This is a genomic window from Bacillus cereus group sp. BfR-BA-01453 (assembly GCF_022662915.1).
Classification (GTDB): Bacteria; Bacillota; Bacilli; order Bacillales; family Bacillaceae_G; genus Bacillus_A; species Bacillus_A paranthracis.
Window position 1 is genome coordinate 530649 of sequence record NZ_JAKUEN010000001.1, and the last position, 16676, is coordinate 547324.

Below are 16676 nucleotides of genomic sequence, written 5' to 3' on the forward strand. Positions count from 1 at the left end.
CAACGGTTTTTATTTTCTTATACAAATGTAAATGGATCTGTATGTAACTGCGAAGCATGAATATGTACATTCAGTTTCTTTGCATCTGCTTTTTCTTGTAATTGCTTTTGTACACCTTGCTTCATTACCTTTTCAACGTTATGTCCTGGGTCGACGATATTTAAACCGAGCATCATCGCATCATGGGCAACATGATAATACATGTCACCTGTTACATATACATCCGCACCTTTAAATTTAGCTTGATTGATGTATTTGTTACCATCGCCACCAAGTACAGCTACTTTGCGCACTTTATCATCTAATTTCCCAACAACTCGCGCACCCTTTACATCTAACGATTGCTTTACATGTTCCGCAAACTGTCCAAGTGTCATTTCTTCTTGTAAATACCCTATTTTTCCAAGCCCTAACGTTTCACCTTTGTTATCAAGTGGATACACATCATAGGCTACTTCTTCATATGGATGTGCTGTTACCATTGCTTTAATCACTTTTCGTTGTAGTGAAGCTGGAATAATCGTTTCGATTCGCACTTCTTCTACGCGCTCTAACTGTCCAGTTTCCCCGATATAAGGATTTGTCCCCTCTTGAGGTACAAACGTACCTGTACCCTCGCTATTAAACGTACAGTGACTATAATTGCCGATATGACCAGCACCTGCGTCTCCTAATGCTTTTCGTACTTCTTCTGCATGAGTTTCAGGTACAAACACAACAATTTTTTTCATTTCTTCTGCATATGTCGGTGCCAAAACTTCTGTATTTTGCAATCCTAACGCCTCAGCAAGTAAATCATTTACCCCGCCCTTAGCAACATCCACATTTGTATGTGCGGCATAGATTGCAATATCATTTTTAATACACTTTTCAATAATTTTCCCATATGCCTTATCTGTATGAATCGCTTTTAGCGGGTTAAAAATTAAAGGATGATGCGCAATAATGACATTCGCTCCTAATTGAATTGCTTCATCCACAACTTCTTCCGTTACATCTAACGCAATTAATACGTGTTGCACGGGTTTATTAAGCGCTCCAATCTGCAAGCCAATCTTATCTCCTTCCATCGCCAAATGCTTCGGATACATACTTTCAAATAACGAAATAATTTCATGGCCATTTGGAATTTTACTCATGATAAAACCTCCCCTATCATTTTCATTTTCGCTTCTACTTCCGCACGCTTCGCTTTTGTTTCTTCAGAATCAGCCGCACGTTCTAACTGCTTTAAAATATTTTGGAAGTTTTTTAATTCTCCTTCCCACTTTTCAACGAAAGCTTCACTTTTTTCTTTCATTAAAAATGGTCCCATAAATAATTCAGCCTGTTTATTTTCAGAGTAAGGAACCGTGATATTTCCTCGCTCCCCTACTAAAATCTCGTAAATTTTCCCATCTTCTTTTACGATTTTTTCATGGATAAGCTCCCATCCATTCTCAATAAACCATTCACGAATGTGATGCGCTGCAATATTCGGCTGTAAGATTAAACGTGTTACACCTTCTAATTTTTCTTTACCACTTTCTAAAATATCACGAATTAACGCTCCGCCCATTCCGGCAACCGTAATTACATCTACTTCTCCTGGCGCGATAACAGCTAATCCATTCCCTTTACGCACATCTACTTGATCTTGTAAGCCACTTTCAGCTACAGTTGCCTGCGCAGAGCGAAATGGTCCATCTACAACCTCTCCAGCAACTGCTTTAGTAGCAATATTATTTATAATTGTATAACACGGTAAATACGCATGATCCGATCCAATATCGGCAACTGTAGATCCTACTGGTATTTCACGCACAACTTCTTCTAATCGTTTTGAAAGCTTTACTTCATTCATGTATTTCCATTACTCCTTCTCTTGTCAGTCTGTCTCCATGATAATGAATTTATAGTAGTTGTTGCAAGCCTATAACAACAATTCACTTCTCTATCATTCATCGTATTTTAGAAAATATAGAAAAACAAGCCTTTTGCTTAAGCAAAAGGCTTGTCATACGGAACTTTATTTTTTCTTCGATAACCAATCAGCTACTTTAGCGGCTTGATCAGCTGGAACTATATTCGGTGGCATATTGCCTTTTCCTTTCGAAAGAATTTCTTTAATTTCATCCTTTGAAAGTTTCCCACCAATTTTTTGTAAATTAGGTCCTACCGCCCCTTGTAATTGATCACCGTGGCAGCTCGTACAGCTTTGCTTCACAATATCCTCTGGCTTGGATGCTGTTTGTGCTGGCTTCCCGCCATTTTTTGCATCAGCTAACTCTTTAGATTTATTTAGCCCCTGAAATGAAAATACAAACATAACGATAATACCCAATGCTGCAATAAGAGCGAACGGAATCAGCGGATTACGTTTCATATCTCTTCTCCCCCCTCTATACCCCTAAATAGTTAGATGATTCAGTCATTTCCATTGTACTTGAAAACGCTCTATCAGAAAAGAGTAAACTACTAATCGTTAAAAATATTCCATAAATTCAGTTTATTGTTTTTTATTGTTATATCGCTTATTATTTCGATAATTATTAACGTTTCTCATCATATTTTTCACTTTTCTACATATATTTTTGTATAGAATAAACAAAATTAATCGAAAAATCGAAAAATGAGCATTTGCAAATCAAAAGACAATTCTGTAAAATAAATTACAAGAAATTGTAATCGTTGCTGACAGCTAAAGTTTAACAAAAATTAACAAAATAAAAAAGTTTACTTCACAAAAGTGAAGTAAACTTAAAGGTAGCCTATTCTAAGAAATCCTTAAGACGCTTACTACGGCTTGGATGTCTCAATTTACGAAGTGCTTTTGCTTCAATTTGACGGATACGTTCTCTCGTTACGCCGAATACTTTCCCAACTTCTTCAAGCGTACGAGTTCGTCCATCATCTAAACCAAAACGAAGACGTAGAACATTTTCTTCACGATCTGTTAGTGTATCTAACACATCTTCTAATTGTTCTTTTAGCAATTCATACGCTGCATGGTCCGCAGGCGATGTTGCTTCTTGGTCTTCGATGAAATCACCTAAATGGGAGTCATCTTCTTCACCAATCGGTGTTTCAAGAGAAACTGGCTCCTGTGCAATTTTCAAGATTTCACGTACTTTTTCTGGAGCAAGATCCATTTCTTCACCAATCTCTTCAGGAGATGGTTCACGTCCTAAATCTTGTAATAATTGACGTTGTACACGAATTAACTTATTAATCGTTTCAACCATATGAACTGGGATACGAATTGTTCTTGCTTGGTCTGCAATCGCACGTGTAATTGCTTGGCGAATCCACCAAGTTGCATACGTACTAAATTTGAAACCTTTACGATAATCGAACTTTTCAACCGCTTTAATTAGACCCATATTCCCTTCTTGAATTAAGTCTAAGAAAAGCATACCACGGCCCACGTAGCGCTTTGCAATACTTACTACAAGACGTAAGTTTGCTTCTGCAAGACGACGTTTCGCTTCTTCATCGCCTTCTTCAATACGCGTTGCAAGTCGAATTTCTTCTTCTGCAGATAGTAAATCTACACGACCAATTTCTTTTAAATACATACGAACAGGATCGTTGATTTTAACCCCTGGTGGTACACTTAAATCATTGAGGTCGAATTCTTCTTCCGATTTTGCTATTTGGCGATTATTAGGGCCTTCGTCGTTGTCATTGTCGCCAACTAAGTCAATCCCTTGTTCACCTAAATATTCATAGTATTCATCCATTTGATCGGATTCAATTTCAAATCCATTCATGCGTTCTGCAATCTCTTCATATGTAAGAACGCCACGTTTTTTTCCGAGCTCAGTGAGTTGTTCTTTCACTTGCTCAAGGGTCATTTCAGTTTCAATTTGTTTAGAACGAGCTGGTTTGTCAGCCATCTGTTCCCCTCCTTACGCGAGATACAAACATTCATTATACTAAAAATTTATCAAAAAAGCTATTTTCTCGCTTTTTGATTTTGTAAATATGCTACATAATATTTAGCAGCCTCTACAGGATCTGTTTTTTCCATTTGTTTTATCTTGAAGATGATTTCCATCTTTTCAAGTTTTTCTTGATGACGTCTAAGCGTCTCCAAATGGCCTTGTAACACTTCTTCTGTGTATTCTGGATTAATAAATTCATCCGTCGAAATATCAGTAATAATATTTTTCAACTTTTCATCAGAGAGCCAACTTAAAAATGTTCCGACTGAAGGTTCATTTCCCTTTTCATAATATGCGTATAGTTCATATAAAATCCCTTTATGTTCTTCTGTATGAAAATCTTCTATGTGGGATTCCATACGAACGGCCACTTCTGGACTTTGCAACATATGGTAAATAATTTCTCTTTCTGCCCTTTCAAAACCTGTTAACTTCGGTTTTGTTTGAACAATTTGAGACGGCTTAGAAACCTGCTTTACTTGTTTTTGCTGTACCTTTTGTTCTTTGCGATATTGGTGCAATTGATTCAAAAGTGTTTCCATTGAATACGAAAATTCTTGCGATAATGACTTCAAATATGATTCTGCCTGCATCGCATCCTGTAACAACGATAACTCTTTTAAAACACTTTTCACATACTCTTCTTTGCCCGACTCATCTTGCAAATTTTTCCCTAAACGCAAATAATTTATTTTAAAACCAACAAAACTTATACTTGATTTCACAAGATTTTCAAAAGCAGTTGTCCCATATTGTTGCACATATTCATCAGGATCAAGCTTATCTGGCAAGGATGTAACTTTCACTTGGCAACCAACTTGCAACAATAATTGCCCTGCTTTCATCGTCGCTTCTCGCCCTGCTTTATCACCATCATAGCAAAGAACAACAGTTTCAACGTTACGTCGCAGAAGTTTTGCTTGTTCTTCAGTTAAAGCTGTTCCCATTGTCGCAACAGCTTCTTCCACACCACTTTTTACCGCAGCTAGTACGTCAGCATACCCTTCAAAAAGGACCACTTGCCCACGTTTTCTAATAAACGGCCTCGCTTGGTGGAAGTTATACAACAATTTACTTTTGTGAAAAATTGGTGTTTCTGGGCTATTTAAATATTTCGGAGTGTCATCTCCTAATGCCCTTCCACTAAACGCTATCACTTTACCTTGTAACGTATAGATTGGAAACATAACTCTTCCACGGAAGCGATCATAATGACTACCATCCTTCTCGCTTCTTATGAGAAGACCAGCTTGTTCCATACTTGATAGCGATAAACCTCTTTTTTGTAAGATTTTCGTTGCTGCATCCCAAGCAGGTGACGCATAACCAATTTCAAACTTCTCAATCATCTCTTTTGTAATACCACGTTTTAACAAATACGAAAGTGCTTCATTTCCTTCTTCTGTATTTACTAATAAATGATGATAATACTTTTTCAAAAGTTCATGAGCCTGTTGCATGATGACAGTGTCATCAGATATGTCTTCTTGTTGTCCTTGCCCTGATGTATACTCTGCAACCGCAATTCCATTTCTTTCACCTAGCTTTTGAACAGCTTCGGTAAAAGCCAGTCCTTCCATTTTCATTAGAAAGGAAAATACATTTCCACCTTCTCCACATCCGAAGCAATGAAAAATTTGCTTGTCAGATGAAACAGAGAATGAAGGAGAATTCTCACCATGAAACGGACAAAGGCCGAAATAGTTACGTCCCTGTTTTCTAAGTTGAACGTATTCACCAATCACTTCGACAATATCGGATGATGTCCGAATTTGTTCAACAACTTCTTCAGGAATTCTGTTCCCCATAACTCCATCTCCGTGTCGTATTTTGTATTCGATATAAATTAAAAAATTCCTTTATAATTCGACAATATTTTTTCTAAACTTATTAGAAAATGTTGTCGATCACGTTATCAAGCGATTTTGCAGACCCTTTTCTGCGTAACTTCGCAGATACGTACCTACTATATAAAATTGTATCCATTTGCTCATCTATTACAAATGTACCTCATGGAGACAATACATATGCACTTTTTCACAAGAAGACTAGCAAGCACCATATCCTATGTGATCACGAGATCTGTTTTTTGCATGTTGATACATATAAAGAAATCACCTTTTGCTTATTCAGCATCTACATAGATCCAAATTCCCTCGCTACTTCCTTAAACGATGAGCATACGATGTGACAAACAAAATTTTGACATGAAATTTCGTTCCAACTCGCACAATTGTCAGCCTTCACAGTATATGCATCTGCATCAACTCATACCATATTGATGTTTTGCATATTTCTGTATTCTACATCCCTTCTGCGAATCCTTCCATAATGTGCGTTTTCTTGTATAGATTTTGTCGATTTAACGTAATTACATGTCATTTCTTAAATCCTATCCCTAGTTTATTCTGAAAAATTAAAGTCTAAACGTAAAATATAGGTTTTTATCACAATTTTTTATTATAATATATTTTCTTCAACTACGCTACATATCCCTTTATTTTTTCATCTTCTATTTCAGGATAGCGAAACCCTACCTTTAGCATAATAAAAAGACCGAAAAATATAAGCATAACCACTTCGCTATCATCTATTACAAAATCAGCAGGCACTGTGTTTCTCACGAGCGAAAAAAGCACATTCACCTTTGGTAAATGTGCTAAAACATTTTTTGGTTTTGCACTGCATTCACAATAATGTTAGCTGTTTCTTCAATCGCTTTGTTCGATACATCAATTACTTGACAATTTATTTTATTAACTACATTCTCAAAGTGATCAATCTCTTCTTTAATACGATTAATATTGGCATATGTTGCTCCATCACTTAGTCCAAGTGATTTCAATCGCTCTTTTCGAATATGATTTAACTTCTCTGGCGTAATTTTTAAACCGAAGCATTTTTCTTTAGCCACTTGATATAATTCTTCAGGCGGATCTACTTCTGGTACTAGTGGTACGTTGGCAACTTTCAAACGTTTGTTATGAGCTAAATATTGAGAAAGTGGTGTTTTTGATGTGCGCGAAATCCCAATTAACACGATATCTGCTTTTAAAATACCACGTGCATCTCTACCATCATCATACTTCACAGCAAACTCAATCGCTTCAATCTTTTTAAAGTATTCTTCATCTAACCTACGAACAACACCAGGCTCATATCTAGGCACTTGCCCGGTAATTTCTTCAATTTGATCGATTAGAGGGCCAATAATATCATATGCCTCTACACCTTCTTTTGCAGCCTCTGTCACTAAATATTGGCGCATGTCAGGCTTTACTAACGTAAAACAAATAAGTGCTTGATTGCTCTTAGCAATCGAAATCACTTCTTTTAATGTCCCTGTATCCTCTACATACGGCACACGTCTAATATCAGGAGCAAATGGGAATTGCCCCATTGCTGCTCGAACAACCAAATCAGCCGTTTCTCCTACAGAGTCAGATACGACATATACGATTTTATTATCCATTACATTACCTCACTTTAAACAAATTACACTTATTCGTTATTTACTAAGTTTACAAACGCACGTGTAATATTTGTTTTTGTAATTCGTCCAACCACTTCTAAACCTTGTTTCGTATCTTTTACAACTGGCATCGCATCAATCTGTCTTTCTATTAATTCCATCGCAATATCATATAAAGAATCTTCTCTACGACACATCGCAATGTTTGGCATCCTTGTCATGATAATATTAACCGGAAGTGAGGTTAAATCCTGCTTCCCTAAGCTAGCTCGTAATAAATCTTTACGAGATACAACGCCTACTAATAGAGTCGATTGATCTACAACGAATAATGTACCTACATCCTCTAAAAACATAGTACAAATCGCATCGTATACCGATACATTTTTATCAATTACAACCGGTCTAGATTGATAATCTTGTACTTTAATTTTCTTAACAGCTTCAGATAATAACTGTCCCCCAGTTTTACCCGTATAAAAATAACCTACGCGTGGACGTGCTTCTAAATAACCAGCCATCGTTAAAATTGCTAAGTCTGGTCTTAGCGTTGCACGTGTTAATCCCAATTGCGCAGCAATTGACTCCCCTGTAATAGGACCGTGATCTTTTACAATCTGAATGATATGTTCTTGCCGTTTATTCAGCTCTATGATAATCACCACCTTTAATGCACAACGAAAAAAGTTATACTATCTCTTAAATATTATATACTAAATATGCTATTCGAAAAAGAAAGGATGTAAAAAGGACCGTATACGGCCCCAAATTATATTTGAAACTTATCAAGTTGTTCTAAGAAACGTCTTGATTTCAAATAAATCCCGCAATATTCATCATAATATGTATTCAATACTAAACGCATTTGTTTTTTTGTGCTATCCTTCACTGATACATTGCCAAGTCTATGTAAATCGAAGTGGTAGAAAAGACGCAATAATTTATGAACGGCTTCCCCCACTGGTATACGATACTGATCTTGCTCAGCATGACGTGAGCACAGAAAACCGCCCTCCCTAACAGAGAAGGCGACAAAATCTGTTTCTTGATGACAAATCGCACATGTATCAAAGTACGGGCGCATCCCTAATACCGGAAGCATTTTCGTTTGATAAATTAATGATAATACTTCTGGATCAACACCCTCACACATATAATGCAACGTTTGATATAACATTTCAAATAAATATGGATTATGTTTTTTATCTTCTGTTGCTTTATCAGTTAACTCAACAATAAATGATGCATAAGCAGTTAAAAATATATCCTCGCGAATTTCTTTCATAGTTGAAATAATCTCGCCTTGTTGCAAAGTTCCAAGTCCAGATCCCATTTGAATAAGAAAATGACCATGTGTCATAAGTTGCGAAACAGATGCTAACCGGCTTTTCGGTTTTTTCGCTCCTCTTGCCATTGCACTTACCTTACCCAATTCTCTTGAGAATATTGTAACAATCTTGTTCGTTTCTCCGTAATCTGTCGTACGGATAACGATGCCCTCAACTTTTTGAAACATGTTCGTCACCATCCAAGGTTTGAACAAAACGGGTCAAGAAATTGGAGAGTCTAGATGCGCTAGCTCCTCTTCATGTTGATCCATCTCATCGTTTACGTCTTTTTCCATTTCTTTCAAAAGCAAATACGTCTCAATGCTTCCTGTTTTGGAGAAAAACTTCCAGGTAAAATCTAGCATAAGAATCCACCTTTCTCAATAAGCGTAGCCTATAAACCAATTTCCTTTGTTGTTATTAAATTGACCCATTTTGTCCATTTTCATGTGAGAAAAATTTTTCCTAATTTATCAAAACTCGTAAAAACCAATAATCAGCGGATGAACAAAACATCCGCTGATTACAGCTTTACTCTATTTTAATACTCGTCTTCGCGGAAACCAAGGTCACGAAGCTGAGACATTTTATTTCGCCAATCTTTTTGCACTTTTACCCATACTTCTAAAAATACTTTAGAACCAAGTAATGCTTCAATATCAAAACGAGCTCGCTTACCGACTTCTTTTAACATCTTCCCTTGTTTTCCGATAATAATCCCTTTTTGCGACGGACGTTCAACAACAATCGTTGCATTAATATAAACTGCCCCGCCCTCGCGTTTTTGAATTGCATCGATAACAACAGCCACAGAATGCGGCACTTCTTCACGTGTTAAATGTAGTACTTTCTCACGAATAAGCTCTGCAATAATAAATCTCTCGGGATGATCCGTTACTTGATTATCCGGGTAGTATTGTGGTCCTTCTGGTAAATACTTTTTAATTGTACCAATTAGGGCCTCCACGTTATTACCGTCTAATGCAGAAATTGGTACGATTTCTGCAAAATCATGTAATTTGCGATATTGATCAATTAACTCTAATAATTGTTCTGGGTGAACTTGGTCAATTTTATTAATAACTAAAAATACTGGTTGTTTCGTTTCTTTTAACTTCTCGATGATGAATTCTTCACCACGACCAAAGCCTTCAACAGCATTCACCATAAACAGAACGATATCAACTTCTTTTAATGTCGTTTGCGCCATCTTCACCATGAAGTCGCCTAGTTTATGTTTCGGTTTATGTATTCCTGGTGTATCAATAAAAATTACTTGTGAATCATTTTCTGTATATACGCCTTGAATTTTATTACGAGTTGTTTGTGGCTTGTCACTCATAATAGCAATTTTTTGACCAATAATACGATTTAAAAATGTAGATTTCCCAACATTCGGTCTGCCAATAATAGAGACAAAACCTGATTTATAACCTTTTCTATTCATGTAAATCCTCCGCTAAAAATGCTCCTGGTAACAATTCCCCGACTGTTGTCTCTTGAACGTCACCATGTAAATTTGATAGGTATACTTTCGTATCCTGTTTACATAATTCTACCATAACTTGTCGACATGCTCCACAAGGAGGTACTGGACGCTTCGTATCCGCCACAATTGCGATAGCTACAAACTCTTTATCTCCTTCAGAAACCGCCTTAAATAAAGCTGTTCTTTCTGCACAGTTACATAAGCCATATGAAGCATTCTCAACATTACATCCACGATATACTTTTCCATCCTGCGTTAATAATGCTGCACCTACTTGAAATTTAGAATATGGTACGTACGCTTGTTTACGCGCTTCGATTGCTTCTTGAATTAATTGTTGACCATTCATATTCCCGCATCCTTCCTGTTCACAGCTGTGAATAGATACACTCTCTTACTAAAGGCCTTTACGGCACCTTCAAAGCTTAAGAAAAGCTTTGGAATGCAACTATACCACATACGGTAAAAAGATAATAGCACCAATTATAACGGCTATGATCGCAAACAATAAAACAGCTCCCGCTGCGACATCCTTTGCGACTTTCGCAAACGGATGTATATCGGTAGTCGCTAAATCTACTGTTTTTTCCACAGCCGTATTTACCATCTCTAAACTCATTACAATTCCCATTACAATAAGTAATACCATCCATTCTACTTTTGTAATATGGAAATAAAAGCCGCAGCATATAACAACAACTGCGGCTAAATAATGAATTTTCATATTTCGTTCATGACGAAGACAAAAGAATATACCGACTATAGCATACCCAAAACTATCTATAAGTTTTCCTTTTTTCATCGTCCTAATCCAAATGCTTCTAAAATTTCTTTTTGTCTTCCGAACATTTCTTTTTCATCCTCTTCTGTCATGTGGTCATAACCAAGTAAATGTAAAAAGCCATGTAACGCTAAAAAGCCAAGTTCACGATCAAAAGAGTGCCCATACTCTTCAGCTTGTTCTTTCGCTCTCGGAATAGAAATAATAAGATCGCCTAACATACGCGGCATCTCTACACCTACAATTTCCATTTCTCCTTCTCCCATTTCTTCCATAGCAAAAGAAATGACATCAGTAGGCTGATCCTTATCTCGGTAATCACGATTAATCTCGCGAATGCGTTCGTTATCTACAAATGTTACTGATAACTCTGCACCATCCTCTATTTTTTCCATTTGAGCTGCTTTTCCTAATATCTCACGAATTAAATTCACATACTCTTCTTTCACTTCTTCTGTTTCATCAATGAAATCAATTAATAAACTCATTCTTTCTCCTTATCTTCCGGTGGTTCCGGATATGTAATACGCGAATGGAAAATACCATTTAACGTTTCACATAACGTTTTTCCAACGATTTGTAGTTCCTTAAATGTCAAATCACATTCACTAAATTGCCCATCTTGCAGGCGATCTTTAATAATACTTTGTACTAAATTATTAATTTGATCTGGCGTTGGGTGATTCATAGAACGTACCGCTGCCTCAACACTATCCGCAATACCAACGATTGCCGATTCTTTAGAAGTTGCTTTTGATCCCGGATAACGGAACATCTCTTCTGTATATTTTTCTTTATCTTCTTTAATCGCCTTATAATAAAAATATTTCAGGAGCGTTGTACCATGGTGTTGTCCAGCAATATCGATAATTTCTTGCGGAATATGGTATTCTTCGAGCATCTTTACTCCATCGGTTACATGAGCAATGATAATATCTTTACTCGTCACAGGATCTAATTTATCATGCGGATTTTCAATTCCCATCTGGTTTTCAATAAAGAATTGTGGTTGTACTGTTTTTCCTACATCATGATAGTACGCCCCTACACGCGCTAATACACCATTTGCTCCAACTGCTTCACAAGCCGCCTCAGAAAGATTCGCTACCATTACACTATGGTGATATGTCCCTGGCGCTTCTAATAAAATTCTACGCAACAGCGGATGATTCGGACTTGATAATTCCATAAGCTTCATACTTGATACAATTCCAAGTCCACTTTCTAAATATGGTAATATCCCCATAGCCAAAACGGATGAGATAATTCCTGAAAGGGAAGCCATTAATAATTGGGTACCAATTTCAAGAGGCGAAAAATTCCCATTACGTAATAATAATAACGCCGCCAAGACGACTACATTTAAGATTGAAACGAGTATACCAGCTTGTAAAATCATCGTACGACGATTTTTTTCTCTTAAGAAAATGCTCACTGATAATGAACTTAATAACACATAAATGCCTACACTATAATTTAGTGTACTTGTTACTCCTTCATTAAACATAATACTTCCGCACACAGAAAAAATCATACTTGTTAAAAATACAAATCGATCGCCAATCATTAGTTTTACAAGTATCGTTCCCATCGCAACTGGGACAACATACGCAATTCCTGCATATTCAAGCTTTTGAAACAAACTAATGATTTTCATTAAAACAATCGTGATAGACAAAATTGTAATATACGCTAAAATGTACGGTTTGTCTTCTCTTTTCCGCTGTAAAAATACTTCAAACTGTTTATGCATAAAGTATAGTAACACACCAATGAGCACCGCTAATCCAACATAAGGCTGAAAACTATTACCTTTTTCTAATAAACCGACTAATTTCAACTGATTATACATATCACTTGAAATTGTTTCACCTTCTCTAACAATAACTTGTCCTTGAAGAATATAAACAGGTGGAACTAAATCTTCTTCTGCTTTCTTCTTCTCTTTCGTTACAGCCGGATCATAAAAATAATTTGCTGTAATCGCATATGATCCTAGCGCATTCACAGCTTCTTTCAATCCGCTATTCACATTCAGGCTTTTCATTTCATTAACAAATCGCTCTTTCGCCGCCATTTCTTCGGACATTTTAATATTTCCACCCATGATAACGCTAACAGACGTTAAAGCCGCATTCTTTGCTAATTCTAATTGATCCGGTTCTGCATTAATAAAGTATAATAAATTCTCATCCGATAATTCCTTCGTTAAATTGGATGGCAACTTCTTCTTCAACTTTTCTAATTTATTCGCATCGGTCATCTTTTTTTGCTCTTCAGGTCCAGCAGCTTTCATCTCCTGAATTACTTCATTCACCTTAGCAAAAACATCATTTACAATATCTACTCTATTTTGTTTATATTCACTTCTATATGTATATTGATCCCCGACTTTTTGAGCGGCCTCTTGTTTTTTTCTTTCCGTTATAACCTTATCTTCAATTTTAATAGGAGAATGAATTGTTTTTTTCGCAATAGAATACATATCAACATCTAATTGCTCTGGTTTCACATTATTCATAAGTGCAAAAAACAGCACCGCCCCTAATAAAACGTAAGAAATCCAACTTAGTTTTTTCGAATGTTGTAAATTACGAAACCACTTAGAAATTTCTTGAGATCTTAACATGATTTCAATACCTTCTCCTCTCTAGAAATAAAGTGAAACTATTTATAGCTTTCATTTCTTCTAGCCAACGATACTTTTAGGTAACATTTTTATACACCAGTACCTATAGTTTATTTCTCTTATCTTTTATGATAGTAAAAAATATGCCGTTCGCCAACCTTAATACAAAAAGAAATGATCCTGACAAATAGGATCATTCCATTTTATCATATGCCTCAATAATACGTTGTACCAGTGGATGCCTTACAACGTCCGTTTGTTCTAACGTAATGAATGAAAGACCTGATACACCAGATAAAATGTTAGCGGCTAGCGTAAGCCCTGATTTTACCCCTTTTGGTAAGTCTACTTGTGAAGGGTCCCCCGTAATAACCATTTTAGAACTAAAACCTAATCTAGTTAAAAACATTTTTATTTGTGCACCCGTTGTATTTTGCGCTTCATCTAAAATAACAAATGAATCATCGAGCGTACGTCCTCTCATATAAGCAAGAGGCGCGATTTCAATTACACCTCTCTCCATCATACGCTGCGTATATTCTTGTCCAAGAATATCGTGCAGAGCATCATACAATGGACGTAAGTACGGATCTACCTTCTCTTTCAAATCACCTGGTAAAAATCCTAAACTTTCTCCAGCTTCTACAGCCGGTCTCGTTAAAATGATTTTCTTTACATACCCTTGCTTTAAAGCTCTTACAGCCATTACTACAGCTAAGTATGTTTTCCCAGTCCCAGCAGGTCCTATTCCAAATACAATATCATTTTTCTTCATTGCATGAATATATCTTCTTTGTCCCATCGTTTTTACACGAATGGATTTACCTTTTGCCGTTTTAAAGATTTCTTCTTCATATAACTCTTCAAATTGAGCAATTTTCCCTTGTTGTGCGAGCTGAATTGCATACGCAACATCCCTTTCTGTAATTGACACACCTTTTCGAATAACAACAAGTAGTTGCTGTAAGATTTTTTCTACGAGTGTCACAGTTTCAACTGCTCCAGATGCATGAACAGTTTCACCTCTAGTTACGATTGATACATTCAGTTCCCGTTCAATTACTTTCAAATGAGCATCATTGACTCCAAAAAGAGCGATTGCTTCGTTAGTATTTTCCAATTGTTGGTTCATTTCTACTAATTGTTCTGCCATTACTCAGTCTCCTTGAATATCGGATTCGGATATTGGTTGTGGCTCTGCAATATTTTCAATCACAGTATAATGCAAAGTGACTTTTAGTTGATCCGCCTCAACCTCTTTACTCAAAATCTTATCACTTACAATCATAGCATGTTCATCCAATTTTTTCTTTAGTTCTTTTTCAGCCATTTCTTTCGCTACTTTCATTGCCTGTTTTTCTGTATATTCTCGGTTCGCCTCTTCCTCTTCTCGCACTACATCTTTTTCATATGCAATCGGCAGTGTAAAACCAAATAATTTCACATCATGTTTTACACTTTCCGTACGAGAACGTTTATACTTATCATGCTGAAATCCCCATATTTTTATTTTTGTGCTCCCAAATGTAAGGTAATGCTCATTATACGTATTACCAGTATATACTTGAAATTGCGTCTTGAGTGGTACATTCACCTCAGATGTGTACCACGTTTCTCCATATACAATACCTTTCGCCGAAACAATCGTTGGACTCTCCTCATTACCGTATATCCCTGATACGAGAAGCTGCCCTTTTTCTACATGATCATTTTTTAAAACGACTGGTTTTCCAACTTCAACAAATGTTTTTGTAACGATCGCTTCTTTTTTTGCCACTAAATTTTGCGGCCTTTGTTCTTTTTCTTTTTTCGGCTCATTTTTTTCAACAATTTTAAAATGGTACGTCGTTCCCCTTACTTCTAGTCCTGCCCAAGTAATCGCATTAATATTGTCCGTCAAATGACGTTGTACATCTTCTACACTAGGCATTTGGAATTGTAATTTTCCTTTTTTAATACCCATTTTGTCCAATTCTTTCATCAATATATATTCTGTTTCAGGTTTCGCTCCTGTAATTTCAATTTTCCAAACCATATTCGATAATGCAATCATGCCAAAGAAGAAAATTAAAAAACCAATTAAGAATCCACTATTTTTAATTAAGCGCTTATTCCAAAATGGAAAACCGTAACGCCCAATAAAATATAGTTTACACTCATTTTTTCTATAAATCGGCTTTATTTTTTTCACATCTCGTAATAGCATACAAAAGACTAACGTTTCATCGGCAATTTTCTTAACGTCCCAAACTAATAATTTTCTACGCACACATTCGTTAACGAACCGCTCCGCTCCTCTACCTTCAATTCGTACCTTTACATATCCAAGCCACTTTATAAACCATTTATTTTTCATCTACTACCTTCACTACCTTTCCAAAAGTAGACACACTACTTTTCACTTTAATTAGCAAAATAGCTCGTACGAAAATGAAATAAAGAGTTTTATTTTCCATAAATAGCGGGATAAAGTGAGACTTTAATCAGCCCTCACCAATCGGACTTTAATGGACGGCCCGATCCCCACCTAACTTCTTTGCTTTCGCTGAATTTTGAGGCGTAGACTTACTGCCCATTAAAGCGGGATAAACTAAATAGTAGGGGCAAATCATTAGAATAAAGAAGAAAAACTTCACATACGGAAGTTTCCCTTACTTCTCTTTCTGTTCGTCTTCTAAAAACGTCACTTGCTCAATTATCCCTTCAAGCAAAAGTTCTTCCGGAAGGATTGTTTTAATAACAAAGGACTGCCCCTTAATTAATAACTGACCATGCTTTAACAACAATCTTACTTCTTTATCTGAAAACACTAATAAACCTCGATGATTTTCTATATAGATATGCACTTGCCCAACAAGCGTGATCCGAGGTAGATCCATTAGCACATCCACTGGTAGGTCTATTTGCTTCGTTAACCAATTCTTCATTTGTTCTAATTTTTTCATCCCAAAAGACCCCCTCTCATCCCATATGTATGAAAAAAGAGCTTGTAATATCACGTCCAAACTGAAAAAAAGCATAAAAAAACGTCTCATAAGAAATGAGACGTTT

Annotated in this window: 18 protein-coding genes; all 18 read right to left on the minus strand. The window is 36.3% G+C overall.

Annotated features, from left to right (window positions below):
- Positions 1 to 17: 17 nt before the first annotated feature.
- Positions 18 to 1139 carry a Nif3-like dinuclear metal center hexameric protein gene (locus MR070_RS02835; RefSeq protein WP_000036211.1) on the minus strand — a complete coding sequence of 374 codons (1122 nt, stop codon included), beginning with the start codon at positions 1137 to 1139 and terminating at the stop codon, positions 18 to 20.
- The gene (locus MR070_RS02840; protein WP_001006560.1) at positions 1136 to 1843 is read right to left on the minus strand and encodes a tRNA (adenine(22)-N(1))-methyltransferase; all 708 of its coding nucleotides are present in this window, start codon (positions 1841 to 1843) and stop codon (positions 1136 to 1138) included. Before MR070_RS02840 ends, MR070_RS02835 begins: the two co-directional genes overlap by 4 nt.
- 165 nt (positions 1844 to 2008) lie before the next feature.
- Positions 2009 to 2365, minus strand: coding sequence for a cytochrome c550 (gene cccA / locus MR070_RS02845; RefSeq protein ID WP_000828145.1), 357 nt, complete (start codon positions 2363 to 2365; stop codon positions 2009 to 2011).
- Between the two features lie 385 nt (positions 2366 to 2750).
- Positions 2751 to 3878: an RNA polymerase sigma factor RpoD gene (rpoD, locus tag MR070_RS02850; protein WP_000764060.1), complete on the minus strand. Its 1128-nt coding sequence runs from the start codon at positions 3876 to 3878 to the stop codon at positions 2751 to 2753.
- 59 nt (positions 3879 to 3937) lie between these two features.
- Positions 3938 to 5734 (minus strand): DNA primase, encoded by a 1797-nt coding sequence (gene dnaG, locus MR070_RS02855; protein WP_000528216.1) that lies wholly within the window; start codon positions 5732 to 5734, stop codon positions 3938 to 3940.
- 672 nt (positions 5735 to 6406) lie between these two features.
- A complete protein-coding gene (locus MR070_RS27035; RefSeq protein ID WP_001110543.1) occupies positions 6407 to 6538 on the minus strand; it encodes a hypothetical protein in 132 nt (43 codons plus the stop codon).
- 47 nt (positions 6539 to 6585) lie between these two features.
- A complete protein-coding gene (locus tag MR070_RS02860; protein WP_000368942.1) occupies positions 6586 to 7398 on the minus strand; it encodes a pyruvate, water dikinase regulatory protein in 813 nt (270 codons plus the stop codon).
- Positions 7399 to 7427: 29 nt separating this feature from the next.
- Entirely contained in the window at positions 7428 to 8060 is a 633-nt protein-coding gene (locus tag MR070_RS02865) for a transcriptional regulator CcpN (RefSeq protein ID WP_000583759.1), read from the minus strand.
- A gap of 107 nt (positions 8061 to 8167) precedes the next feature.
- A complete protein-coding gene (gene recO, locus MR070_RS02870; protein ID WP_000487010.1) occupies positions 8168 to 8914 on the minus strand; it encodes a DNA repair protein RecO in 747 nt (248 codons plus the stop codon).
- Positions 8915 to 8947: 33 nt separating this feature from the next.
- Entirely contained in the window at positions 8948 to 9091 is a 144-nt protein-coding gene (locus tag MR070_RS02875; RefSeq protein WP_000883924.1) for a YqzL family protein, read from the minus strand.
- Between the two features lie 176 nt (positions 9092 to 9267).
- Positions 9268 to 10173, minus strand: coding sequence for a GTPase Era (gene era, locus MR070_RS02880; RefSeq protein WP_001080241.1), 906 nt, complete (start codon positions 10171 to 10173; stop codon positions 9268 to 9270).
- Positions 10166 to 10564, minus strand: a complete 399-nt coding sequence (locus MR070_RS02885; protein ID WP_001014347.1) for a cytidine deaminase — start codon at positions 10562 to 10564, stop codon at positions 10166 to 10168. The genes era and MR070_RS02885 overlap by 8 nt, the downstream gene beginning before the upstream one ends.
- 99 nt (positions 10565 to 10663) lie before the next feature.
- Positions 10664 to 11017 carry a diacylglycerol kinase family protein gene (locus MR070_RS02890; protein ID WP_044793784.1) on the minus strand — a complete coding sequence of 118 codons (354 nt, stop codon included), beginning with the start codon at positions 11015 to 11017 and terminating at the stop codon, positions 10664 to 10666.
- Positions 11014 to 11484 (minus strand): rRNA maturation RNase YbeY, encoded by a 471-nt coding sequence (ybeY, locus tag MR070_RS02895; RefSeq protein ID WP_000054692.1) that lies wholly within the window; start codon positions 11482 to 11484, stop codon positions 11014 to 11016. The genes MR070_RS02890 and ybeY overlap by 4 nt, the downstream gene beginning before the upstream one ends.
- Positions 11481 to 13625, minus strand: coding sequence for an HD family phosphohydrolase (locus tag MR070_RS02900; RefSeq protein WP_000946450.1), 2145 nt, complete (start codon positions 13623 to 13625; stop codon positions 11481 to 11483). Before MR070_RS02900 ends, ybeY begins: the two co-directional genes overlap by 4 nt.
- Before the next feature lie 193 nt (positions 13626 to 13818).
- Positions 13819 to 14778 (minus strand): PhoH family protein, encoded by a 960-nt coding sequence (locus MR070_RS02905; protein ID WP_000840516.1) that lies wholly within the window; start codon positions 14776 to 14778, stop codon positions 13819 to 13821.
- Positions 14779 to 14781: 3 nt separating this feature from the next.
- Complete coding sequence (gene yqfD / locus MR070_RS02910; RefSeq protein WP_000792485.1) at positions 14782 to 15981, minus strand: sporulation protein YqfD; 1200 nt, start codon at positions 15979 to 15981, stop codon at positions 14782 to 14784.
- A gap of 295 nt (positions 15982 to 16276) precedes the next feature.
- Positions 16277 to 16570, minus strand: a complete 294-nt coding sequence (gene yqfC / locus MR070_RS02915; protein ID WP_000732266.1) for a sporulation protein YqfC — start codon at positions 16568 to 16570, stop codon at positions 16277 to 16279.
- Positions 16571 to 16676: the final 106 nt, after the last annotated feature.